The organism is Bacillus cereus group sp. BfR-BA-01355, assembly GCF_022663675.1.
GTDB lineage: Bacteria > Bacillota > Bacilli > Bacillales > Bacillaceae_G > Bacillus_A > Bacillus_A thuringiensis_S.
On record NZ_JAKUFY010000044.1, the window covers coordinates 1 to 25,276 of the forward strand.

Consider the following 25,276-nt stretch of genomic DNA (forward strand, 5'->3'; position numbering starts at 1 on the left):
GAACAAAATAACGGAGGAGGCCAAGGAACGACACCTCCAGCGAATAACGGAGGAGGCCAAGGAACGACACCTCCAGCGAATAACGGAGGAGGTCAAGGAACGACACCTCCAGCGAATAACGGAGGAAACCAAGGAACGACACCTCCAGCAAATAGCGGAGGAGGCCAAGGAACGACACCTCCAGCGAATAATGATGGAGGTCAAGGAACTCCAACCCCACCTGCAACAGTACAACCAAATAATGGTGGAAATGCAGGAGAGGTTCCTGCCAATAATGGACAATAAGAAAAATTTATAGAAAAGTTTTCAAAAAAGCACTTAAGATTTGTGGGAATTTACAATCTTAAGTGCTTTTTTCATTTTGCTATAGAAAATTTTATGTTAAGGGCCGGATAGAAGAAAAAGAGTGAATGTAGTTTATGTGAAATGTAACGTAAAGAGAGAAATGATTGTACGTATGGGTTATTCCGGAAAGGGACTAACTGTAATGGATTACATAAAGCATTAAATAAGTGGGAATTATATTCAAGTCTTTAATAAATGTCTTTCTTTAACGGTTACTTTCGTTTGGAAAACAATAAAAAAGTCGAATTTCTTATTTAAGAAATTCGACTTTTTATGTTGAAACTGGATTAAAGGTTCGCTTTATTAAGATGTAGGGTAATACAGTGATAGCTATTAAATGTTAAACGTACCATAAAAATTTTGGAAATAAATTGAAGGGAAATGATAAAAGACTTGAGTCGGAGGTAGTGGAGGATAACTATGGCTATAAATGGTAGTACTACTTGGGTGTGCACCATGATGCCAAAATGAGGGGGTAACTTGACCGGGAATTTGATATTGTTGCCAAGTTGCGGGAAGTTCAATTCCTACATCGGAGCTAGCTGTATGAACTGCAGGAACATGTATCCCAGGAGTCGAAGGAACTACGGCAGTTACTCTTAATGATACCCACATAAAATATTCACTCCTAAGTTGTGTTAATAAATTAGTATATTCTTTTCACACGTATAAAGGTACATATATAGGACTTTCGTTTAAAACATGCGTACAAAGTCTTAAGACTAATGTAAGCTGATGGTGGACTATTTAATATGAAAAGATACGTCTATTTGCGGAGGGAAAAGAGATCAATAAAATGTACAATGAGGTTGTTAATCGTAATATTTTACGAGTGTATGGAGGTATTTTTATGGAACGATTATGGACGAAATCATTTATTAAAATGACTTTCGCAATGTTATTTTTATTTACAGGATTTTATTTACTTGTTCCAACGCTACCGCTCTTTATTAAAGAGATAGGTGGCAATGAATCGCAAGTTGGACTCATGATGGGGATGTTTACGATAGCTGCTGTAGTAATACGACCGATTATTGGAGGAATGCTAGATCAATATGGTAGAAGATCCTTTATTATTTTCGGACTTATCTTTTTTGGATTAACGATGTATTCCTATAATATAGCATCGACTATTGTCCTTTTAGCTGTTTTACGTGTTATTCACGGAGTAACATGGGCTGTTTCTACAACAGCTGTTGGAACAGCAATAACTGATATTATTCCAGATTCACGCCGTGGAGAAGGAATGGGCTGGTACGGGATGGCGATGACAATTGCAATGGCCATCGGACCTATGATTGGATTATGGGTTGTGCAAAATTATTCATTTAATGGTCTATTTTTATTAGCGACGTTGTTATCTTTTATGGCAGTCGTATTATCACTAATAACGAAGATGCCATTTACGCTACAAAAAGAAAAAGGAAAAATTCAGCTATTTGAGAAATCCGTATTAACAATCACGATTGTAGTATTCTTTTTATCGTTTGCATATGGAGGAATAACAACCTTTTTACCGTTATTTGCATCATCAATTCATGTAAATCCGGGAACTTTCTTTCTTGTATATGCAATTGTATTAACAATTGTAAGACCAATTTCAGGGAAACTATTAGATAAGTGTGGAGAAGTATTCATCATACTCCCAGCATTATGTATTACTATTTTAGCTATAGTTGTTTTAACTATTTCAAATGGTTTGATAGGTGTAATTATCGCAGCAACATTATACGGTATTGGATTTGGTTCAGCGCAGCCAGCTTTGCAAGCGGCAATGCTTACAATTGTCGATCCGAGTAAAAGAGGAGTTGCAAATGCTTCATTTTTTACAGCGTTTGATTTAGGAATCGGGTTAGGTGCTATTGTACTTGGAGTTGTTTCACAAATGTTTGGTTATCGTATTTTATTTTCAGGGAGTGCAATTTCAGCATTGATAGCCTTAATTATTTTCGTCTTCTTTGTAAAACAACGATTAGGAAAAAAAGAGTTTGTGTAAACTGGAGGAATAAAGATGGAAATTTCAATTGATCGTAAAGCTCTGCAATGGTTCCAGGAAGAATTACGTATAAAGCACGGTGAATCTGTACGTTTTACTGTAAGGTACGGAGGGGATAGTTCAATTCAGCCCGGATATTCTTTAGGGGTTGTTGCTGAGAAACCAGATGGAGAAATAGTGTCAGTTGAGAAGGAAGGTATTATATTTTTTGTAGATTGTGATGATCTTTGGTATTTTCAAAACTATGATTTATTTGTAAGTTATCATGAGGAAATGGAAGAAATTCAATTTAATTATGTAAAATAATAACTTTATTAAAAATGAATAAGTTTTATATAAAAATTATATTTAAGAGATAGTGAAATAAATATCATATAGTAACGAGCTGTATTTATGTATAGCTCGTTTTTTTTATTTCTCAAATAAAATTAGAATAATTGTATATTTGGCGGTGTTATATGAAAAATCTTTATATCTTGTTTTTTAAAATACGCAAAGAAGTCTATTCTTTCTTTATAAAACATAAGAATTATTTTCAAAAAATTGTATTGTTACAGTAAGAAAAGTGTAGGAAACTTATCATTATAAAATAAATTGAAATCTTCTAAAAACTCTGATACATTGAAGTAGAAATGTAGTTTCACAATATTGTAAAGGCTTACAGTTATGTGCACGAAGATCTATTAGGATTGGAGGAAATAATGATGAAAGCTGAAGAAAAATTTTCCCCGGGATTAGATGGTATAGTGGCAGCGGAGACGAAAATTTCGTTTCTTGACACAGTAAAAGGTGAAATTGTAATTCAAGGGTATGACTTAATCGAACTCTCAAAAACAAAAGAGTATTTAGACATTGTGCACCTTTTATTGGAGGAACACCTACCGAATGAAGATGAAAAAGCAACACTTGAAAAGAAACTAAAAGAAGAATATGCAGTACCAGAAGGTGTATTCAACGTACTAAAGGCATTGCCTAAAGAGACGCATCCCATGGATGGATTACGTACAGGTGTGTCAGCGTTAGCTGGTTACGATAATGATATCGAAAACCGCTCGTTAGAAGTGAATAAAAGCCGAGGGTACAAGCTGTTAAGTAAAGTGCCAAACATTGTAGCGAATAGCTATCATATTTTAAATAATGAGGAGCCAATTGAACCTCTTAAAGAATTATCTTATAGTGCGAATTTCTTCTATATGTTAACTGGTAAAAAACCAACTGAACTTGAGGAAAAGATCTTTGATCGTTCCCTTGTTTTATATAGTGAGCATGAAATGCCAAACTCTACATTTACAGCTCGCGTTATTGCATCAACACAATCAGATTTATACGGTGCTTTAACAGGTGCAGTTGCATCTTTAAAAGGAAGTTTACATGGCGGTGCAAATGAAGCGGTTATGTACATGCTTTTAGAAGCTGGTAATGTTGAGAAATTTGAAGAGTTATTACAGAAGAAACTATATAACAAAGAAAAAATTATGGGCTTTGGACACCGTGTTTATATGAAGAAGATGGATCCAAGAGCACTTATGATGAAGGAAGCTTTAAAACAGTTATGTGATGTAAAAGGTGATTATACACTATATGAAATGTGTGAAGCTGGAGAAAAGATTATGGAAAAAGAAAAAGGAATTTATCCAAATCTTGATTATTATGCAGCTCCAGTATATTGGATGCTAGGTATTCCAATTCAACTTTATACACCAATCTTCTTTAGCTCTAGAACAGTGGGGTTATGTGCGCACGTTATTGAGCAACATGCAAATAATCGTTTGTTCCGTCCACGTGTAAATTATATTGGCGAGCGACATGTACTTAGTAAATAAGAACAACTGGGGAGTTGTTAGCGCCGCCCGCCAGATGGGTGTTTGACCGACACCCATCATTAATAATAACGAATTTTCGACAGAAAGGGAAGGATAGCATGATTAAAACAAATGAAATTAAGCAAAAAGATGCATTATTAGAAGAGATTACCGATTATGTATTAAATAAAGAGGTTACTAGTGCAGAAGCATTCAGTACAGCTCGTTACGTATTACTTGATACACTTGGATGTGGAATTTTAGCACTGCAATATCCAGAATGTACGAAATTACTAGGACCAGTTGTGCCAGGAACAATCGTGCCAAATGGTACACGTGTACCAGGTACGTCTTATGTACTAGATCCAGTAAAAGGTGCATTTAATATCGGATGTATGATCCGTTGGTTAGACTATAACGATACTTGGCTTGCAGCCGAGTGGGGACATCCATCTGATAACCTAGGCGGAATTTTAGCGGTTGCAGATTATATTAGCCGTGTTCGTATTTCAGAAGGAAAAGAAGCTTTAAAAGTACGTGAAGTATTAGAAATGATGATTAAAGCACATGAGATTCAAGGCGTGCTCGCTTTAGAAAACAGCTTAAACAGAGTTGGTCTTGACCATGTATTATATGTAAAAGTAGCAACAACTGCAGTAGTTGCGAAAATGCTTGGCGGAACACGTGAAGAAATCTTTAATGCATTATCACATGCGTGGATTGATAATTCTAGTCTTCGTACATATCGTCATGCTCCAAATACGGGCTCACGTAAATCATGGGCTGCAGGTGACGCAACGAGCCGCGGTGTTCATCTTGCAATGACTGCTCTAAAAGGTGAAATGGGTTATCCAACGGCCCTATCTGCACCAGGATGGGGATTCCAAGATGTATTATTCAATAAACAGGAATTAAAATTAGCAAGACCACTAGAGTCATATGTAATGGAAAATGTATTATTTAAAGTGTCATATCCAGCAGAATTCCATGCACAAACGGCTGCAGAATGTGCAGTGAAGTTGCATCCGGAAATTAAAGAGAGATTAGATGAAATTGACCGTATTACAATTACAACTCATGAATCAGCAATTCGTATTATTGATAAAGAAGGTCCATTAAATAACCCAGCTGATCGTGATCATTGCTTACAATACATTACGGCAATTGGTTTATTAAAAGGAGATATCGTTGCAGACGATTATGAAGATGCAGTAGCAAACGATCCACGTGTAGATGAATTACGTAATAAGATGGTTGTTGTTGAAAACAAACAGTACAGTTTAGATTACCTTGACCCGAACAAGCGCTCAATCGCCAACGCTGTTCAAGTTCACTTTAAAGATGGCACAGTAACAGAAAATGTGGAATGTGAATATCCACTTGGTCACCGTTTCCGTAGAGACGAAGCAATCCCAAAAGTTGTTCAAAAGTTCACTGCAAATATGGCAGGTCATTATTCTAGTAAGCAACAAGAACAAATTCATGAAGTTTGTTTAAATGAAGAAAAACTAGAAAATATGAATGTAAACGAATTTGTAGATCTATTCTTAATTTAATAATAGGGGGAATTTAGAATGGCTTGGGTTGTGAAAAAGCAGTCAACACAAGAGGAGCTTGCGAATCGATTCCGAGCTTTAGTAGAAGCAAATGAAATTTTGCAAATTCCAGGTGCTCATGATGCAATGGCGGCTTTAGTTGCAAAAAATACAGGTTTTTCAGCTCTTTATTTATCCGGAGCTGCTTATACTGCAAGTAAAGGGTTACCAGATTTAGGTATCGTGACGTCTACTGAAGTGGCTGAGAGAGCAAGAGATTTAGTAAGAGCTACAGACTTACCTGTTCTTGTTGACATTGATACAGGATTTGGTGGTGTACTAAATGTAGCGAGAACAGCTGTAGAAATGATGGAAGCGAAAGTAGCAGCTGTCCAAATTGAAGATCAGCAATTACCAAAAAAATGTGGACATTTAAATGGTAAGAAACTTGTTACTACAGAAGAATTGGTTCAAAAAATTAAAGCAATTAAAGAAGTTGCACCGAGCTTATACATTGTAGCACGTACTGATGCTCGCGGCGTTGAAGGATTAGATGAAGCAATTGAAAGAGCAAATGCATATGTAAAAGCCGGTGCAGATGCAATTTTCCCTGAAGCGCTTCAATCAGAGGAAGAATTCCGTCTATTTAATAGTAAGGTAAATGCACCTTTACTTGCGAATATGACTGAATTCGGAAAAACTCCATATTATAGTGCAGAGGAATTTGCGAATATGGGCTTTCAAATGGTTATTTATCCTGTAACTTCACTTCGCGTTGCAGCGAAAGCGTATGAAAATGTGTTTACTTTGATTAAAGAAACAGGTTCTCAAAAAGATGCACTTTCTAATATGCAAACGAGAAGTGAATTATACGAAACAATTTCATATCATGACTTTGAAGAGTTAGATACTGGTATTGCAAAAACAGTATTATCAGAAGATCAATAGATAAAGCAGTGAAGGCGATGAAAATACATCTTTGGCAAAATAAAATGCTTGATGTGAAAAATCATCGCCTTCTATTTTCAAAAAAAGATATTCCACTCATCGTAGACGAGCATAAGCAAAAAGCTATGAAAGCCGAATGATAGGGGGATACATATGGAGAAAACGAAGTTACCATGGGATGAATTTTTTTCACTCAATAAAGATATAAATCATACTTACTTTACACCAGAAGATTTTTCAGGTGATGAAGATTTAATCGCAAAAACGACAGAACAATTCGTTAAACAAGAAATTGTTCCACAAATGGAGAATATTGAACAACATAACTATAAAGTTTCTCGTCAATTATTTGAGAAAGCTGGGGAACTTGGATTATTAGGCATTGAGGTACCAGAAGATTATGGCGGGTTCGAGTTAGGAAAGGCTGTCTCAGGTCTTGTAGCAGAGAAAATGGGTTACGCTGGTGCATTTAGCGTTTCATTTAATATACACGCTGGTGTCGGTACATTGCCTTACATATATTACGGAACGAAAGAACAGAAAGAAAAATATTTACCAAAAATCGCATCGGGAGAATGGATTGGGGCTTATGCTTTAACTGAGCCAAATGCTGGTTCGGATGCATTAAGTGCAAAAACGAGCGCAGTATTGAATGAAGAGGGAACAGCTTGGAAGTTAAATGGTGAGAAGCAATGGATTACAAATGCTCATATGGCAGATGTATACGTTGTTTTTGCGAAGACAAATAAAGGAATGACAGCATTTATTGTCGAAAGAACATGTGAAGGTGTATCCATTGGGTTAGAAGAAAAGAAAATGGGTATTAAAGGTTCTTCAACGGCGACTCTTATTTTAGAAGATGTTGTCATCCCTGTTGAAAATGTTTTAGGGGAAGTTGGGAAAGGGCATCACGTAGCTCTTAATATTCTTAACTTTGCTAGACTTAAACTTGCTTTTGGAAATATTGGAACAGCAAAACAAGCAATTGGTTTGTCGGTTCAATATGGAAAAGAGCGAAAACAGTTCCAAACGGAATTAGTAGACTTTACGATGATTCAAGAGAAAATTGCAAATATGATTATTGCTACATATGGAGCCGAAAGTGCAGCTTACCGTACAGCAGGTGTAATTGATGAAGCAATTCATGAGAGCGATGAAGATCTTATGAAAAAAATGTCTCAATTTGCAATTGAATGTGCACTAAATAAAGTAAATGCTTCTGAAACACTTGCTTATATTGTAGATGAAGCTGTACAAATTCATGGTGGTTACGGTTATATGCAAGAGTACGAGGTAGAACGATTGTATCGTGATGCTAGAATTAGTCGTATTTTTGAAGGAACGAACGAAATTAATAGATTAACAGTTGCCAAAATGTTAATGAAGCAAATCGAACAATTAGAAGATACTGAAGTAGAAAGTGATGTAGCAAATGTCGAAAGAAACCATCGTTACATTTTATTAGCGAAAAAATTGTTGAAACAATCTTTGAAAACGCTCTCTAAAACTCCAAGTCTAAAAATCGACCAAGAACAAGAATATTCACGTGTAATATCAAATATGTTGACGGACGTGTACGTCATGGAATCAGCGTTTTTACGTACGAGAAAAGCAGTAAGTAAAAATGGTGAGGAAAAAGAACGTACGAAGCAACAAATAACGGATGTTATTTGTGAAGAAGGATATCGTAAAGTAGAAGAAGCGGCGATTTCTGTACTTTCAGCGGCTGTCACAGAAGAAAAAGATAGACATGTGATTTTAGCTGAAATCCGTCAATTATTAGTACCTTTATACACGAACGTATTTATGAAGAAGAGAGAAATTGCGAAAGCTATTATAAATCGTGGGAAATATATTGTGTAAATAGGAGGAAAGCGATATGAAAAAGATTGGTTTTATCGGTTTAGGTAACATGGGTCTTCCGATGTCAAAAAATCTAGTTAAATCAGGTTACACAGTATATGGCGTGGACTTAAATAAAGAGGCAGAAGCGTCCTTTGAAAAAGAAGGCGGAATTATCGGTCTATCAATCTTAAAACTAGCAGAAACATGTGATGTAGTTTTTACAAGTTTACCTTCACCTCGTGCTGTTGAAGCGGTATATTTTGGAGCAGAAGGATTATTTGAAAATGGTCACTCGAATGTAGTTTTCATTGATACAAGTACGGTATCGCCGCAGTTAAACAAACAATTAGAGGAAGCTGCAAAGGAAAAGAAAGTAGACTTTTTAGCAGCACCTGTGAGTGGTGGAGTAATCGGAGCCGAAAACCGTACATTAACGTTTATGGTTGGTGGATCAAAAGAGGTATATGAGAAAACGGAATCTATCATGGGCGTACTAGGCGCGAACATTTTCCACGTTAGTGAGCAGATTGATAGTGGTACAACTGTTAAGTTAATTAATAACTTATTAATTGGTTTTTATACAGCTGGAGTGAGTGAAGCTTTAACATTAGCGAAAAAGAACAATATGGATTTAGATAAAATGTTTGATATTTTAAATGTAAGTTACGGTCAAAGTAGAATTTATGAACGTAATTTTAAAAGTTTTATAGCACCTGAAAACTACGAGCCAGGATTTACTGTGAACTTATTGAAGAAAGATTTAGGATTTGCAGTTGACTTAGCTAAGGAAAGCGAACTCCATTTACCGGTAAGCGAAATGTTATTAAACGTATATGACGAAGCTAGTCAAGCTGGATATGGTGAAAACGATATGGCTGCTTTATATAAGAAAGTTAGCGAGCAATTAATTTCTAATCAAAAATAAATTATACAAAGGAGAGAATACAATGATTACAACTGAAATTAAACGAGTAAAAAATCACATTAACGGTGAGTGGGTTGAATCGACAGGTACGGAAGTAGAAGCAGTTCCAAATCCAGCGACTGGAAAAATTATCGCTTACGTTCCACTATCTCCAAAAGAAGATGTTGAAAAAGCTGTTGAAGCGGCAAAAGCAGCATTCGAAACGTGGTCTAAAGTACCAGTTCCGAATCGTTCAAGAAATTTATATAAATATTTACAGCTATTACAAGAAAACAAAGATGAGCTTGCGAAAATCATTACGCTAGAGAATGGTAAGACGCTAACGGATGCAACAGGTGAAGTACAGCGTGGTATTGAAGCAGTGGAACTTGCAACATCGGCACCTAATTTAATGATGGGTCAAGCGCTGCCGAATATTGCTAGTGGAATTGATGGATCAATTTGGCGCTACCCAATCGGAGTTGTTGCTGGTATTACGCCGTTTAACTTCCCAATGATGATTCCGTTATGGATGTTCCCACTTGCAATTGCTTGCGGTAATACATTCGTATTAAAAACATCGGAAAGAACGCCACTTTTAGCGGAGCGACTTGTAGAATTATTCTATGAAGCAGGTTTCCCAAAAGGCGTATTAAATTTAGTACAAGGCGGAAAAGATGTTGTAAATAGCATTTTAGAAAATAAAGATATTCAAGCTGTTTCGTTCGTCGGTTCTGAGCCAGTAGCTCGTTACGTATATGAAACAGGTACGAAACACGGAAAACGTGTACAAGCGTTAGCGGGTGCAAAAAACCATGCGATTGTAATGCCAGATTGCAATCTTGAGAAAACAGTACAAGGTGTAATTGGATCTGCATTTGCAAGTAGTGGAGAGCGCTGCATGGCATGCTCAGTAGTAGCAGTAGTGGATGAAATTGCTGATGAATTCATTGATGTATTAGTAGCAGAAACGAAAAAATTAAAAGTAGGCGATGGCTTTAACGAAGATAACTATGTTGGACCATTAATTCGTGAATCTCATAAAGAGCGTGTTTTAGGCTATATTAATAGTGGTGTAGCAGATGGGGCAACTTTATTAGTAGATGGCCGTAAAATTAATGAAGAAGTTGGAGAAGGTTATTTTGTAGGTGCGACAATCTTTGATGGCGTGAATCAAGAAATGAAAATTTGGCAAGATGAAATTTTTGCTCCAGTATTAAGCATTGTACGTGTTAAAGATTTAGAAGAAGGTATTAAACTAACAAATCAATCTAAATTTGCAAATGGTGCGGTTATTTATACGTCAAATGGTAAACATGCACAAACATTCCGTGATAACATCGATGCTGGTATGATTGGTGTAAATGTAAATGTTCCAGCACCAATGGCATTCTTCGCATTTGCAGGAAATAAAGCTTCATTCTTTGGTGATTTAGGTACAAATGGTACAGATGGCGTTCAATTCTATACACGTAAAAAAGTTGTAACTGAGCGCTGGTTTTAATAAAGAGTAGACTGTCAAATTAGTTGTGAAATGAAAAACACCACTATTAATAGTGGTGTTTTTCGTTTTTATCAATTACTTTTTTCAAAAGCTAGTTTAACACCAAATCCAATTAGGACGATTCCTGTTAGCCCTTGAATATAACGTTGCGTTTTCGGTTTTTTCATAAAAGCACTAATTTTATCAATTAAAAATATATAAAACGCAAACCAAAAGGCGGTTAAAACGAGGTAAGTAAGGCCCATTACAAGAAGTTGAATAAATGTATTATGATTTGGATTTAAAAATTGCGGTAAAAAAGTTAAAAAGAAGACTGCTATCTTAGGATTTAATAAATTCGTTAGAAATCCTTGGCGAAAGCAAGAAGTATGTTTGTTTTCATTATTTAAAGATATATCATTTGTATCTACGCCTTCTTTATTTCTTACTGCTAAAAGGGCTTTAATACCGATATATATTAAATAGAGAGCCCCAACGTACTTGAAAATAGAAAATAAAAGAGCTGACTTTACAATAAGTGCAGAAAGACCAATTACAGCAGCTAAAGTATGAATTAATAGCGCGATACATGTACCGAACACTGTTTTTACTCCACCGACTTTACCGGCAATCAATGTATTTTTCGTAGCCATTGCTGTATCTGGACCAGGTAAAATGATAAGACAAATAGACATAATGATGAAAAGAAGATAATTTTCTATCATAGCCGTCCCTCCTTTTTATTTTTAGAATATTTGATTAAAATTAGTGTAGCACAAAAGTGGATTTAATAAAATTAAATCTTATTAAAAATCATTAAATAAAAAGGCTATATAGTAGCTGTAATTACACTACTATATAGCCTCGATTTTATCCCGCTATTTGCGGGTAGTAAGATTTCCACCGCACAAGATTTAGCTGAAGCAAAGAAGTTAGGTGGGGGATGAACAAAACACCCACGCATTACAGTTTCATTTTATGCATTAAGTAAGTTAAAGAAACGATTCACATCTTCTTCTGAAACGTCACTTAACTGTTTATATTTATAATTCGGATTTTGATCTTTATCAACGACAACGGAGCGTACTCCTTCGAAGAAATCTTCATGTCTCATGAAATTTTTAGCAAGTATAAGGTCCGTAGCGAAGCATTCTTCAACGGATTTATCTTGTCCATCAATAAACTGTTTTAAGGTTACTTTTAGTGAAATAGGGGATTTTGATAACAGTGTTTCTTTTGTTTTTAGAGCAAAGGAACTTTCATCTTTCTCCAATGAATGGATGATTTCTTCAATTGTATCGAAAGCAAAATGTGAATTGATTGCTTCTAATGAAGGAGTCAGCTCGCTTTCTAAGTTTGGAGCAGTTGCAAATGTACGAATAACTTCTTTTAAATTAGTATGTACATCATCTTCTTTATGCCAATTTACACTTTCAAGTTCAGTAAGAAACTCTGGTAATGAATCAGATGTCATAAAGTAATCAGCAGCATTAATAAATAATACGTCAGAAGCTTTTAAAATAGATGCTGTTAAAGCAACGAAGCGTCCTGTATATCCAGGTGCTTTATTTAAGAAATATGCAGCTCCGACGTCTGGGAAGAAGCCGATATTCATCTCTGGCATTGCCCATTTCGTACGCTCAGTTACAATGCGATACTTCGCACCATTTGTAAGACCGACACCACCGCCCATTACAATTCCATCTAAACAAGCAATAATCGGTTTTGTATATTGATAAATATATGTATCAATTTCATACTCTTCTTCAAAAAAACGTTCTGCATGTTGCAATGCCACTTCATTGGAACGCGCTTCATAAAGAGTTTTAATGTCGCCGCCTGCACAAAAACCTTTTGTGCCAGCACCTTTTAACACGATAAGTGCAATACGCTCATCGTGTTCCCACTCTTTAAGTTTTTGTCCGATAGGTTGTAACATGTCATAAGATAAAGAATTAAGTGCTTTTGGACGGTTTAAAGTAATTGTTGCAACGCCGTTTTCACTAATAGAAAATAAAACGTGTTCAGTCATAATGCATCCTCCCTTACATATCTTCTTATTCTTAATTCTTGATATGTATTGAAATGTCCTTTATAAATTTTGTCAAAAGTTGACGGTAAATATTAATTTGGTCACCGCATATTTTGACGAGTTATCTTTGCAGGATTTCAGAGACTAAGGGGGAATATTACAACATTACTGTAAGTGTAATTATTTGAAGTTATAATAATAAAAGCGCTATTATATAGGTGTGAATTGTTCATTATCAATTCTAAAAAGAGTGTTTGAAGAAAAAATGAATCGTACAATTGTAATAAAAAACTTTACACTGAATTAGAAATAGAGAAAGGAGAAATCGGAATGCCAGGACCTTTACTATTGTCGGTTATTATTTTGTCTTTTTTAATGATAGGAATAACGCAGTATTTTCATCATACAGATACGACAGAAGAAGTGAAGGATAAAGTACGTCTCGTATTTCCGATTTTTATAATATCTATTTCATTCTGTATTTTATTAAATAAAGATGGGTACATTGTCGCAGTGTTCTCATTTTTCGTCGCAATCGTTTTAATTACCGTTTTATATTATGTAATGAAAGACTTTATACAAAAATAAAGATGTCACAATAGACATTTTTATTTTGGGGAAAATATAAAATTTCACATACCGTATTTTATATAAAATACATAAAACATATAACAATAGAAAAGTGTGTACTTTGCTGTGTATGTACTTGTCAATCTTGCATAGCCACTATACTATTAAAATGTAGAGATTATAAAAAGGGGTTGTATCTATCATGAAATTTGAGATGCACACAAAAATTATTTCAAATGAAAAAGAAGTAAGATTACATATTGAAGAAAATATATTTCAATTAATATTGGATGGTTATCACTTATTTACAATTCAAGAAATATTGCCTTTATATAAATCAAATGAAGAAAGAATTGGAAGTGCAACGATATTGAAGCTAGAGTGGGAGAACGGAAAAACTACAATAAACTATCAACTCGTTTCACTAAAATCAGTAAATTAAAAGGAGTAGAAAAATATGAAGTTATTTCATACAGCGGATTGGCATTTAGGTAAGCTTGTTCATGGCGTGTATATGACTGAAGACCAAAAGATTGTATTAGATCAGTTTGTACAGGCGGTTGAAGAAGAAAAACCAGATGCCGTAATTATTGCAGGGGATTTATATGACCGAGCAATTCCACCTACAGAAGCAGTAGACTTATTAAATGATGTGCTGCAAAAAATAGTTATTGAATTACAAACACCAGTTATTGCAGTAGCTGGTAATCATGATAGTCCGGATCGTATCCATTTTGGAAGTGGTTTAATGAAAAAACAGGGATTACATATTGTAGGTCAATTTCAATTCCCGTATGAACCTGTCGTACTAAATGATGAATATGGAGAGGTTCACTTCCATCTAATACCGTATGCAGACCCAAGCATAGTTAGACACGTGTTGAAAAATGAAGACGTACGTTCTCATGATGATGCGATGCGCATTTTTATGAATGAGCTCTCTGAAACGATGGATAAAGAAGCTAGACATGTATTTGTTGGACATGCATTTATAACTTCTTCAGGAGAAGCGGAGGAGAATACAAGTGATGCAGAACGACCACTTTCAATTGGTGGTGCTGAATATGTAAATAGTCATTATTTTGATAAGTTTCATTACACAGCGCTTGGACATTTACATCAAGCGCATTTTGTACGTAATGAGACGATTCGATATTCTGGTTCACCACTTGCCTATTCTATTTCTGAAGAGAAACATAAAAAAGGTTATTACATTGTAGAAATGAATGAAACCGGTGAAGTAGCGATTGAAAAAAGGTTACTTTTACCACGTCGTAAAATGCGAACAGTAGAAGCGAAAATAGATGAATTATTACAGCACCCAGTAAGTGAAGATTACGTATTTGTAAAATTATTAGACGAAAATCCTGTCTTACAGCCAATGGAGAAAATACGATCTGTATATCCAAATGCAATGCACGTTGAAAGAGCGATGCAACGGCGAGAACTCACAGATACAAATGAAGTAACTGTTTCAAGACATAAAACGGATGATTTATCTCTTTTAAAGGCTTTCTATAAAGAAATGAAAGGGTTAGATTTATCAGAAGAGAAAGAACGCCTATTTATAGATGTATTACAAACAGTGCAAGAGCGGGAAGGTGAACGAGGATGAGACCGATTCAGCTTATTATGACAGCATTCGGGCCATATAAACAGAAAGAAGTAATCGATTTTGAAGATCTTGGAGAACATCGTATTTTCGCTATTTCTGGGAATACGGGAGCTGGAAAAACAACGATTTTTGATGCGATTTGTTATGTATTATATGGTGAGGCTAGCGGAGAAGAACGTAGTGATACGAGCATGCTTCGAAGTCAATTTGCTGATGATAATGTTTATACAAGTGTTGAACTAACCTTTCAGTTAAAAGGGAAACGCTATGAAATAAAACGACAACTTGGACATAAAAAACAAGGGAATAAGACTATTACAGGACATGCAGTAGAATTATATGAAGTTATTGATGGAGAAAACGTTCCAGCCGTCGATCGTTTTCATGTAACAGACGTAAACAAAAAAATGGAAGATTTAATTGGGTTAAGTAAACATCAATTTAGCCAAATTGTTATGTTACCCCAAGGGGAATTCCGAAAACTATTAACATCTGAGACGGAAAACAAAGAAGAGATTTTACGTCGTATTTTTAAAACGGATCGTTATAAATTAATGCGTGAGTTACTTGATCAAAAGAGAAAACAATGGAAAGACGTCTTGCAAGAAAAACAAAAAGAGAGAGAGCTCTATTTCCGTAATGTTTTTAAATTACCAATCCGTGATGGAGCATTATTAGAGACATTAGTGGCACAAGAACATGTAAATACGCATCAAGTAGTAGAAGTGTTAGAACAAGAAACAACCGTGTATAAGGCAGAGGTTGAGCAATTACAAGTAGAACAAGATGTTCAAACGAAGCAATTAAAGGATGCAGAAACACGTTTTCATGCAGCAAAATCTGTAAATGAGAAATTTATAGATTTACAACAAAAGAATGAGAAATATAACACTTTACAAGAGAACCGTTCAGCAATTGAAGGGAAAGAAAAATCCTTTAAACGTGCGGAACAAGCAAAACGCTTATTACCATTTGAACAATGGTATGAAGAAGCGATGCAAAATGAGCAGAAAGCTGAAAGTTTGTTAAAACAGATAATCGTCAAACAAGAACAGATAATGAATAGTTTTGAGCTTGCTCAGGAGAAGTATGAAGTAGTAAAGAATAAAGAACTTGAACGAGAAGAGGCTAAAAAACTTGTTCAAAGATTAGAAGAGTTACAAGCGATCATTGAATCATTAGCTGAGAGAAAGCTGAATTTACAAAATGCCGAAATTCAAATAGGGAAATTAAAAGAAAGTATGCAAAAGTTGGATCAACAACTAGAAGAGCATACAAGTCAAAAACAGGGAATGTCTGATGAATTGCAGCAATTAGAACAAGCACTTGAGCAATATGTAGCTAAAGTAGAAGAACTAACCAATATGCGAGAAGATGCAAAAGTTTTAAAGCAAGCATATGATGTTTGGCAAGAAAAACAAAAATTTGAGCAAGAAAAAGAAGCGGCAAATAATAAAATGCAAGTGGCAGTTCGTGCGTATGAAAACATGGAGCGCCGCTGGTTAAGTGAACAAGCTGGTATACTAGCTCTTCATTTACATGATGGTGAATCTTGTCCGGTATGTGGTAGTACGAATCATCCACAAAAAGCTACAGAGCAAAGTAATGCGATCGATGAAAAAGAGTTAAACGATTTAAGAGATAAGAAGAACATTGCTGAAAAATTAAATGTGCAAGTAGAGGAGAAATGGAATTTTTATCGACTACAATATGAACAAGTGATAGAAGAAGTTGTGAAGCGCGGCTACAACTCGGAAAAATTAGCTGAAACATATAGTGCACTTGTTCAAAAAGGAAAACAATTAGCAGCAGACGTGAATACGTTAAAAGCAAGTGAAGAAACACGTAAGCAGATTGCTGTGAACATGAAAAGCGTAGAAGAAAAAATAGAAGAACTTCAGAAACAAAAACGGGAAGTAGAAACAATGCAGCACCGTACAGAAATGGAGTGCATGCAACTTCGTACGTCATATGAACATGATAAACGAAATATTCCAGAAAACTTACAAACAGTACAAGCTTGGAAAGCACAGTTGGACCAAGCTATGCAGGAACTTAGGTTAATGGAGGACGAATGGAAGAAAGTGCAGGAAGCGTATCAGCATTGGCAAAATGAAAATATACGTATTCAAGCTGAACAGAAAGGTGCTTCTAATCAATTTGAAAGTGCAAAATTGAAGAAAGAAGAAACTTTCGCACGCTTTATGAAAGAGCTAGAACAAAGCGGGTTTACAGATCAATTCACGTATAAAGAAGCCAAATTAAGCGATGCCCAGATGGAGATGTTACAAAAAGAAATTCAAGGTTATTATTCATCTCTCGAAGTGCTTGCAAAACAAATTGAAGAGTTAAACTCAGAATTAAAAGATAAAGAGTATATGGATATTACATCTTTAGGTGAACACATAAAAGAACTAGAAATTAATCTCGATATAATTAAAGAAAAACGTCAACGTGCGCAAAATGCGGTAACATATATTTCTGATTTACATGAAAACATTAGACGTATTGACGAACAAATTCACGATGAAGAGAAAGCTTTCCAAGAACTTGTTGATCTATATGAAGTAATGAAAGGTGATAACGAAAGTCGTATATCATTTGAACGTTACATCCTAATTGAGTATTTAGAACAAATTGTTCAAATCGCAAACGAACGACTACGTAAATTATCAAATGGACAATTTTATTTAAAACGAAGTGAGCGAGTTGAAAAGAGAAACCGTCAAAGTGGATTAGGATTAGATGTGTACGATGCATACACTGGTCAAACACGTGATGTAAAAACATTATCTGGCGGAGAGAAATTTAACGCATCACTTTGCTTAGCGCTAGGAATGGCAGATGTAATTCAAGCATATGAAGGTGGTATTTCCATCGAAACGATGTTCATCGATGAAGGGTTCGGTTCATTAGATGAAGAATCATTAACGAAAGCAGTAGATGCCTTAATTGACTTACAAAAATCAGGCCGATTTATCGGTGTCATTTCACACGTACAAGAGCTGAAAAACGCAATGCCGGCTGTATTAGAAGTAACGAAGCAGAAGGATGGGTGTAGTCAGACTAGGTTTGTGGTGAAGTAAGCCTAGAAAATGGAGTAGGGAACCTACCGATACTTTTAGTGTCATATGTATGAATAATAAAACGTCGTCTCTTCATTGGAGACGACGTTTTATTTTATAAAATATCTATGAATTATCTGTAGAAGGCGGCGTATTCTCTAAACGATTATAAGTTTTAAAGGCTGAAATTGCCGAGATAACTCCGCCTACTAAAAATAAAGCGGATCCTCCAACTAAGATGATACGACTGACATATGTTTCCCGTGCTTCTTCGACTTCTTCTTGTAACGCTGTAGGCATATGAATTCCCCTTTATAAAAGTTGTTTTATAAATAGTATATACAAACGCCTAAAATGTGTTAAAATAACTGATGATTTTATGCAGTGGGTAATTAGATGAGTAGGATGCGAGTGGCTAAATAAATCTTCATCACAAATTTATGCGAACTTCACATAGAGCACATATTAACATTGTATTATGTATATGTACCAAATAAATAAATAAAGTGAATGTAAGTTCTGTTTTCAAAAATTTAAAATCCTTTTATTTCTATATGAAAGTTTTAATCAAGGGTTTTAAAAAATTTGGAAATAGATCTTATGAATATGGAATTCATATAAAAGGGGAATGTCTTATGACAACATATACGAGTGAAATGAGAAAAACTTTAGTTTCAGAAGAAGATGTAGATATTTTAAAAATTATGGCGCATCCAATCCGCCTGCAAATTGTAAATGAATTAAGTACGAGAAAAACTTGTAATGTAACACAATTAACAGAGTTACTGAATATTCCGCAATCTACTGTTTCACAACATTTATCAAAAATGAAGGGTAAAGTGTTACGAGCAGAGAGAAGAGGTTTAGAAATTTATTATCATATTAACAATTTAAAAGCGAGTAAGATTGTTAATGTTTTAGGGTATATAAACTAGTGAAATATTTTTATATAAAATGTCCCCTGCTGTTGAGCAGGGGCTATTTTGTGTTGTTTTATGTATTTGTATTTAAAACTTTATAGTTTTTATGATTTACAATTGTTCGATCAAATTCAAAAGTACCACCGCTTACATTTGTAATTTCAACTAAGACCGATTCAGTATAAAGTTTTAGTACAGATCCTGTAATCTTTAAATTGTTTCGTTGAAAAAGTATAGTATCCCCTACGTTTGCTTTCATAGTACCTCCTTAAAGACAGAAATATTTTTTATTATATATATTAAACCACGGATAGATATATTAGTGAATATTTAGTTTTATTTATTGGAAAAAAATTTGTGATTTTATAAAAAATAAGGTACATCGAAGTATAAAAATTTTTTCTACTTGTAAAGGGAAATTTTAATTTAGCAATTGTATAACATGAGACATAATTTTTATAAAAGAAGATGATAAAACAGTTGTAAGTTGTATTGAAGCTAAACATTATAAAAGCTACTTATGTATTTAATCAGTAGTTTTTTGTATTTCGTCCTTCGTTTTCTGTAACTGATTCCATGTTTTTGACGCTCTATCTTGTAAGTGCTTACATAGGCGGAAACATCTTATACAATGAAGGTGTTAAATCAAAAGAGGTGACCAAAATGAACATAAAAAAAGTAAATTTAGCGAATAGCATTGAAATAGAAAGAGGAGGCGGAAAGGTATGAAAAAATCAACTGTTAATCCATGGTTTGTTGTTCTTGGCACAGTTATAGTACAGATGGGGCTTGGAACGATATATACATGGAGTTTATTCAATCAGCCTTTAGTTAGTAAATATGGTTGGAGTCTTAACGCTGTTGCGATAACTTTCTCAATTACTAGTCTTTCTTTAGCATTTTCAACTTTATTTGCGAGTAAATTGCAAGAAAAATGGGGACTTCGTAAACTTATTATGATAGCTGGATTAGCATTAGGACTAGGTTTAATACTTAGTTCACAAGCGTCCTCATTAATATTGCTTTATGTACTAGCAGGAGTTGTTGTAGGTTATGCAGATGGTACAGCATATATCACTTCACTATCAAATTTAATAAAGTGGTTTCCGGAGCGTAAAGGTTTAATTGCTGGTATTTCTGTCTCTGCATATGGTTCAGGTAGCTTAATTTTTAAATATGTTAATGCACAGTTGATTGAATCAGTTGGTGTATCGCAAGCATTTATATACTGGGGTTTAATTGTTACAGCTATGATTGTAATTGGTGCTTGTTTAATCCATCAAGCCGCAGATCAAGGAGCAGTTCATGAAACAAAAACTAAGGAATACACAACGAAAGAAATGTTAGGCACAAAACAAGTATACTTATTATTTATAATGTTATTTACATCATGTATGAGTGGCTTATACTTAATTGGTATGGTAAAAGACATTGGTGTTCAACTTGTGGGACTTAGCGCAGCAACAGCAGCTAATGCGGTGGCTATGGTTGCAATCTTTAATACATTAGGTCGTATTATTTTAGGACCGTTATCGGATAAAATTGGTCGTTTAAAAATCGTTACTGGTACTTTTGTTGTTATGGCGAGTTCAGTTTTAGTTCTAAGTTTTGTAGATTTAAATTATGGTATTTACTTCGTATGTGTAGCAAGTGTAGCGTTTTGCTTTGGTGGAAATATCACTATTTTCCCAGCTATTGTTGGTGATTTCTTCGGTATGAAAAACCATAGTAAGAACTATGGAATTGTGTATCAAGGATTTGGATTTGGGGCGCTTGCAGGTTCCTTTATCGGTGCACTTCTGGGTGGATTCAAACCAACATTCATGGTGATTGGTGTATTATGTGTCGTGTCATTCATTATCGCAATTTTAATTCAAGCACCTAAACATAAAAAAGAACAAGAAGAAGAGTATCGCAGCGTAGCATAAGTATATAAATCTTCTATAACACTATGATTACGAAAAAGCATCCTATTCTATTAATTAGGATGCTTTTTTTATGAGTTATTTTAACAAGGTTAAATTACTTTTTGGATTTTTATAGATGTAAAAGTGAGTGAAGTACTTATTTGGATTATATTGGAATATAATAAATTAATACATCGCATTCGAAATATATATTAAATCTTAAATAACAAAGAAGACATTCATTAGTATTTGCAAGATTTGTTTTCAGAAAAATATTGAGAAAATATATACTTGAGTTTTTCATAAAGCGTTGTTAATGAACGTAGCTCTAGTTTATCTTCTTCAATTTTAAAAAGAGGAGTTTGAATTTTATTTATAATATAAGTACTTTTAATGCGTTTACATATGATTTTATTAAGAAACATTAAAATACTTTATCTGAAAAATAAAAAAAGATTGACAAGTTTATTGAGAAACATTATCATTTCGGTGTAAGATAGTAAATGAAAAACATTATCAATAAAATAGATTTTAAAGTAATGCGCACTTGACCAATTAGTTTAGTAAGTGTATTATTTTTTACAACGCTGATGATAATGAAAATCAATATCATTATTATTGGTGTTACTTAATGAAATTAATGTTTATGTGAAAGGATAGAGAAAATGAACTTAGGGGAATTTGATGGGAAAACAGTTTTAGTAACAGGTGCAGCACAAGGCATAGGCAGTGTCGTTGCCAAAATGTTTTTAGAAAGAGGAGCCACAGTTATTGCGGTTGATCAAAATGAAGAGGGGTTAAATGTACTCTTAAATCAAAATGAATTAAATAAAACACGTATGAAAACGTTTCGTTTAGATGTGAGTGATAGCACTGCTGTTGAAGACATTGTAAATCATATTGCAAATGAAATAGCGCCAATAGATATTTTAGTAAACGTTGCAGGGGTTTTACGTATGGGAGCAATTCATTCGTTAAGTGATGAAGATTGGAATAAAACATTCTCTGTAAATACTACAGGGGTTTTCAATATGTCCCGAGCGGTAAGTAAAAATATGATGTTAAGAAAATCAGGGGCAATTGTTACAGTCGGTTCAAATGCGGCAAATACGCCGAGAATGGAGATGGCTGCGTATGCTGCGTCAAAGGCTGCAACAACGATGTTTATGAAGTGTTTAGGATTAGAGCTTGCAGCATACAATATACGCTGCAACTTAGTTTCTCCAGGTTCTACTGAAACTGAGATGCAAAGATTACTATGGGCTGATGAGAATGGAGCTAAAAATATAATTGCTGGTTCTCAAAATACATATAGACTCGGAATTCCATTACAAAAAATTGCACAACCTTCAGAAGTTGCTGAAGCAGTGTTATTTTTAGCTTCAGATAGAGCAAGTCATATTACAATGCACAATTTATGTGTCGATGGCGGTGCTACGTTAGGAGTTTAATAAAAAATCAGGAGGTTATTATATTATGAGTGAACATACAGCTGTAAAGGAATTGTCAGAAAAACTTTTAGAAGATTATAAGACTGAATCTTCGTTCTTTTTTGCTTCACCAACTCGAACGATATTAGCAGAAGGAGAGTTTACTACAGTAAAGCATCGTGAAATTGAAAGTTTCCCAGAGCTTGTGCAAGCGACATTAAGTAATGCGAAACAAGCTGGAAATCCAAATCCTATTGTTATGGGTGCTTTGCCATTTGATCGTAGAAAAGAAGTCCAACTTATCGTACCAGAATATAGTAGAATTTCTGAGCGTTTACAATTGGATACAACCAATCAGCTTGAAACAAATGAGAACGTAACATTTGAAATGACGCCAGTACCAGAACCTGAAGTTTATATGAATGGTGTGAAGCAAGGAATTAAAAAAATACAGGACGGTGATTTGAAGAAAATCGTTCTATCTAGATCGTTAGATGTTAAATCTTCCGAAAAGATTGATAAGCAAAAACTTCTGCGAGAATTAGCAGAGCATAATAAGCATGGTTATACATTTGCTGTGAATTTACCGAAAGGTGAAAAAGAGAACAGTAAGACGCTAATTGGAGCAAGCCCTGAATTACTTGTTTCACGTAATGGTATGCAAGTTATTTCTAACCCGTTAGCTGGTTCGAGGCCACGTAGTGAGGACCCAGTAGAAGATAAAAGAAGAGCAGAGGAATTACTTTCTTCTCCAAAAGATTTACATGAACATGCGGTAGTAGTTGAAGCGGTTGCCGCTGCACTTCGTCCGTATTGTCATACATTACATGTTCCAGAAAAGCCATCAGTTATTCATAGTGAAGCGATGTGGCATTTGTCTACAGAAGTGAAAGGTGAACTTAAGGATCCAAATACTTCTTCTTTACAATTAGCAATTGCCCTTCATCCTACGCCAGCAGTTTGCGGAACTCCGATGGAAAAGGCAAGAGAGGCTATACAGTATATTGAGCCATTTGACCGCGAGTTCTTTACAGGAATGCTAGGATGGAGCGATTTAAATGGAGATGGAGAATGGATTGTTACAATTCGTTGTGCTGAAGTACAAGAAAATACACTTCGTTTATATGCAGGAGCTGGAGTTGTTGCTGAGTCAAAACCAGAAGATGAGTTAGCAGAAACATCAGCTAAGTTCCAAACAATGTTAAAAGCTTTAGGGTTAAGAGATAGTTCACTTAATGAAAAATAGGGGGAAGAAAGAATGCTAGTAGGTTATAGGGAATGGCCAAAAGAATTTGCCGATCGTTATCGAGAAGAAGGGTGTTGGCTTGGTGAAACATTTGGAGGAGTGTTAAGAGAGCGAGCTGAGAAATATGGAGATCAAATCGCGGTTGTAAGCGGTAAGACGCATGTAACGTACAGTGAACTTGATAAAAAGGTAGATCGTTTAGCAGCAGGTTTACTGAATTTAGGAATAAAGAAAGAGGACAGAGTTGTAATCCAGTTACCTAACATTATCGAGTTTTTCGAAATATGTTTTGCACTATTTCGAATTGGAGCGCTTCCTGTCTTTGCACTGCCTTCACATCGAAGTAGTGAAATTAGTTATTTTTGTGAGTTTGGTGAGGCGAGCGCTTACGTTATTTCAGATAAGGCCCTCGGTTTTGATTATCGAAAACTAGCAAGAGAAGTGAAAGAGAAAGTGCCAACTTTACAACATGTAATTGTAGTGGGAGAAGAGGAAGAGTTTGTGAACATAAATGATCTGTATATGGATCCTATCTCATTGCCAGAAGTTCAGCCCAGTGATGTTGCATTTCTCCAATTATCAGGAGGGACAACAGGTCTTTCTAAATTAATTCCTAGAACACATGATGACTATATTTATAGTTTACGTGTTAGCGCTGAAATTTGTAATTTGAATGCAGAAAGCGTCTATATGACAGTTCTTCCAGTAGCACACAATTATCCAATGAGTTCTCCAGGAACATTTGGAACTTTCTATGCGGGTGGAAAAGTGGTATTGGCAACTGGTGGTAGCCCAGATGAGGCATTTGCTCTTATCGAAGAAGAAAAAGTTACAATTACAGCGCTCGTTCCGCCATTAGCAATGATTTGGCTTGATGCTGCATCTTCTCGTAATGCCGATTTATCGAGCCTAGAGGTTATTCAAGTAGGTGGTGCTAAGTTTAGTGCTGAGGTTGCAAAACGTATACGCCCTACATTTGGATGTACGTTACAGCAAGTATTCGGTATGGCGGAAGGATTAGTGAACTATACAAGATTAGACGATCCGGAAGAAATTATTATTCATACACAAGGTAGACCAATGTCTGCACACGATGAAGTACGAGTTGTTGATGAAAATGACAACGATGTAAAACCTGGCGAAGTAGGTAGTTTATTAACACGAGGTCCATATACAATTCGTGGTTACTATAAAGCCGAAGAGCATAATGCACGATCATTTACAAAGGATGGATTTTATCGCACAGGAGATCTTGTAAAAGTAAATGAACAAGGATACATCATTGTAGAAGGAAGAGATAAAGATCAAATTAACCGTGGTGGTGAGAAAGTTGCTGCGGAAGAAGTTGAAAATCATCTATTAGCACACGATGCGGTTCATGACGTAGCAATTGTATCTATGCCTGACGATTATTTAGGTGAACGCACCTGTGCTTTTGTTATAGCTCGCGGACAAGTTCCAACTGTAAGTGAATTAAAAATGTTTTTAAGAGAACGTGGTATAGCGGCTTATAAAATTCCAGATCGAATTGAATTTATTGAATCATTCCCGCAAACAGGAGTCGGAAAAGTCAGCAAAAAAGAACTACGTAAAGTCATTGCTGAAAAACTTATTACAGTAAAACAATAATAAA

Annotated in this window: 23 protein-coding genes and 1 pseudogene; 19 read left to right on the plus strand and 5 right to left on the minus strand. The window is 35.1% G+C overall.

Going from position 1 to position 25,276, the window contains the following annotated elements; genetic code table 11:
• Nucleotides 1–285, plus strand: a pseudogene (locus tag MR167_RS16220) (penicillin-binding protein); the annotation flags it as partial.
• 393 nt (nucleotides 286–678) lie between these two features.
• On the opposite strand, the gene MR167_RS16225 reads toward MR167_RS16220, so the two are convergent.
• Nucleotides 679–960 (minus strand): hypothetical protein, encoded by a 282-nt coding sequence (locus MR167_RS16225; RefSeq protein ID WP_000270162.1) that lies wholly within the window; start codon nucleotides 958–960, stop codon nucleotides 679–681.
• A 235-nt stretch (nucleotides 961–1,195) separates the two neighbouring features.
• Between MR167_RS16225 and MR167_RS16230 the strand changes: the two genes are divergently transcribed.
• The 9 genes from MR167_RS16230 to MR167_RS16265 all read left to right on the plus strand — a co-directional run bounded on the left by MR167_RS16230 (nucleotide 1,196) and on the right by MR167_RS16265 (nucleotide 10,879).
• Entirely contained in the window at nucleotides 1,196–2,341 is a 1,146-nt protein-coding gene (locus MR167_RS16230) for an MFS transporter (protein WP_242315005.1), read from the plus strand.
• 15 nt (nucleotides 2,342–2,356) lie between these two features.
• Nucleotides 2,357–2,647 carry a HesB/YadR/YfhF family protein gene (locus MR167_RS16235; RefSeq protein WP_000406140.1) on the plus strand — a complete coding sequence of 97 codons (291 nt, stop codon included), beginning with the start codon at nucleotides 2,357–2,359 and terminating at the stop codon, nucleotides 2,645–2,647.
• Nucleotides 2,648–3,042: 395 nt separating this feature from the next.
• A complete protein-coding gene (gene mmgD / locus MR167_RS16240) occupies nucleotides 3,043–4,164 on the plus strand; it encodes a citrate synthase (protein WP_001987369.1) in 1,122 nt (373 codons plus the stop codon).
• Between the two features lie 98 nt (nucleotides 4,165–4,262).
• Nucleotides 4,263–5,699: a 2-methylcitrate dehydratase gene (prpD, locus tag MR167_RS16245; protein WP_000598123.1), complete on the plus strand. Its 1,437-nt coding sequence runs from the start codon at nucleotides 4,263–4,265 to the stop codon at nucleotides 5,697–5,699.
• 18 nt (nucleotides 5,700–5,717) lie between these two features.
• Nucleotides 5,718–6,626, plus strand: coding sequence for a methylisocitrate lyase (prpB, locus tag MR167_RS16250; protein ID WP_000312638.1), 909 nt, complete (start codon nucleotides 5,718–5,720; stop codon nucleotides 6,624–6,626).
• 17 nt (nucleotides 6,627–6,643) lie between these two features.
• Nucleotides 6,644–6,766: a hypothetical protein gene (locus MR167_RS32970; protein WP_000690878.1), complete on the plus strand. Its 123-nt coding sequence runs from the start codon at nucleotides 6,644–6,646 to the stop codon at nucleotides 6,764–6,766.
• Between the two features lie 13 nt (nucleotides 6,767–6,779).
• Nucleotides 6,780–8,489, plus strand: a complete 1,710-nt coding sequence (locus tag MR167_RS16255; RefSeq protein WP_000416004.1) for an acyl-CoA dehydrogenase family protein — start codon at nucleotides 6,780–6,782, stop codon at nucleotides 8,487–8,489.
• A 16-nt stretch (nucleotides 8,490–8,505) separates the two neighbouring features.
• A complete protein-coding gene (locus MR167_RS16260) occupies nucleotides 8,506–9,396 on the plus strand; it encodes an NAD(P)-dependent oxidoreductase (RefSeq protein ID WP_000719402.1) in 891 nt (296 codons plus the stop codon).
• Between the two features lie 22 nt (nucleotides 9,397–9,418).
• Complete coding sequence (locus tag MR167_RS16265; RefSeq protein ID WP_000633339.1) at nucleotides 9,419–10,879, plus strand: CoA-acylating methylmalonate-semialdehyde dehydrogenase; 1,461 nt, start codon at nucleotides 9,419–9,421, stop codon at nucleotides 10,877–10,879.
• A gap of 71 nt (nucleotides 10,880–10,950) precedes the next feature.
• On the opposite strand, the gene MR167_RS16270 is transcribed toward MR167_RS16265, so the two are convergent.
• Together MR167_RS16270 and MR167_RS16275 are read right to left on the minus strand one after the other, a co-directional pair.
• A complete protein-coding gene (locus MR167_RS16270; protein WP_000572346.1) occupies nucleotides 10,951–11,583 on the minus strand; it encodes a LysE family translocator in 633 nt (210 codons plus the stop codon).
• A gap of 251 nt (nucleotides 11,584–11,834) precedes the next feature.
• Nucleotides 11,835–12,890: an enoyl-CoA hydratase/isomerase family protein gene (locus MR167_RS16275; RefSeq protein ID WP_000134894.1), complete on the minus strand. Its 1,056-nt coding sequence runs from the start codon at nucleotides 12,888–12,890 to the stop codon at nucleotides 11,835–11,837.
• A 330-nt stretch (nucleotides 12,891–13,220) separates the two neighbouring features.
• On the opposite strand from MR167_RS16275, the gene MR167_RS16280 reads away from it, so the two are divergent.
• The 4 genes from MR167_RS16280 (at nucleotide 13,221) to MR167_RS16295 (ending at nucleotide 18,161) form a co-directional block, all read left to right on the plus strand.
• Complete coding sequence (locus MR167_RS16280; RefSeq protein WP_001119404.1) at nucleotides 13,221–13,478, plus strand: hypothetical protein; 258 nt, start codon at nucleotides 13,221–13,223, stop codon at nucleotides 13,476–13,478.
• A 184-nt stretch (nucleotides 13,479–13,662) separates the two neighbouring features.
• Nucleotides 13,663–13,902, plus strand: a complete 240-nt coding sequence (locus MR167_RS16285; protein ID WP_000667344.1) for a DUF2584 family protein — start codon at nucleotides 13,663–13,665, stop codon at nucleotides 13,900–13,902.
• Nucleotides 13,903–13,917: 15 nt separating this feature from the next.
• Entirely contained in the window at nucleotides 13,918–15,075 is a 1,158-nt protein-coding gene (locus MR167_RS16290; RefSeq protein WP_017763122.1) for an exonuclease SbcCD subunit D, read from the plus strand.
• A complete protein-coding gene (locus tag MR167_RS16295; RefSeq protein ID WP_150190150.1) occupies nucleotides 15,072–18,161 on the plus strand; it encodes an AAA family ATPase in 3,090 nt (1,029 codons plus the stop codon). The genes MR167_RS16290 and MR167_RS16295 overlap by 4 nt, the downstream gene beginning before the upstream one ends.
• Nucleotides 18,162–18,266: 105 nt before the next feature.
• Here the strand turns inward: MR167_RS16295 and MR167_RS16300 are convergent, their stop codons facing one another.
• Nucleotides 18,267–18,440: a hypothetical protein gene (locus MR167_RS16300; RefSeq protein WP_001141667.1), complete on the minus strand. Its 174-nt coding sequence runs from the start codon at nucleotides 18,438–18,440 to the stop codon at nucleotides 18,267–18,269.
• Nucleotides 18,441–18,775: 335 nt separating this feature from the next.
• Between MR167_RS16300 and MR167_RS16305 the strand changes: the two genes are divergently transcribed.
• Nucleotides 18,776–19,075, plus strand: coding sequence for an ArsR/SmtB family transcription factor (locus tag MR167_RS16305; protein WP_000214801.1), 300 nt, complete (start codon nucleotides 18,776–18,778; stop codon nucleotides 19,073–19,075).
• Between the two features lie 58 nt (nucleotides 19,076–19,133).
• Here MR167_RS16305 and MR167_RS16310 read toward each other — a convergent pair whose 3' ends face one another.
• Entirely contained in the window at nucleotides 19,134–19,319 is a 186-nt protein-coding gene (locus MR167_RS16310; RefSeq protein WP_000646793.1) for a YkvS family protein, read from the minus strand.
• A gap of 466 nt (nucleotides 19,320–19,785) precedes the next feature.
• Here MR167_RS16310 and MR167_RS16315 point away from each other — a divergent pair, with 466 nt between their 5' ends.
• The 4 genes from MR167_RS16315 to MR167_RS16330 all read left to right on the plus strand — a co-directional run bounded on the left by MR167_RS16315 (nucleotide 19,786) and on the right by MR167_RS16330 (nucleotide 25,272).
• Entirely contained in the window at nucleotides 19,786–20,988 is a 1,203-nt protein-coding gene (locus MR167_RS16315) for an L-lactate MFS transporter (protein WP_000750108.1), read from the plus strand.
• A gap of 644 nt (nucleotides 20,989–21,632) precedes the next feature.
• Nucleotides 21,633–22,418, plus strand: coding sequence for a 2,3-dihydro-2,3-dihydroxybenzoate dehydrogenase (gene dhbA, locus MR167_RS16320; protein WP_001048427.1), 786 nt, complete (start codon nucleotides 21,633–21,635; stop codon nucleotides 22,416–22,418).
• Nucleotides 22,419–22,443: 25 nt separating this feature from the next.
• Complete coding sequence (gene dhbC / locus MR167_RS16325; RefSeq protein WP_079245496.1) at nucleotides 22,444–23,643, plus strand: isochorismate synthase DhbC; 1,200 nt, start codon at nucleotides 22,444–22,446, stop codon at nucleotides 23,641–23,643.
• Nucleotides 23,644–23,655: 12 nt separating this feature from the next.
• Nucleotides 23,656–25,272: a (2,3-dihydroxybenzoyl)adenylate synthase gene (locus MR167_RS16330; RefSeq protein WP_000960110.1), complete on the plus strand. Its 1,617-nt coding sequence runs from the start codon at nucleotides 23,656–23,658 to the stop codon at nucleotides 25,270–25,272.
• Nucleotides 25,273–25,276 lie beyond the last annotated feature (4 nt).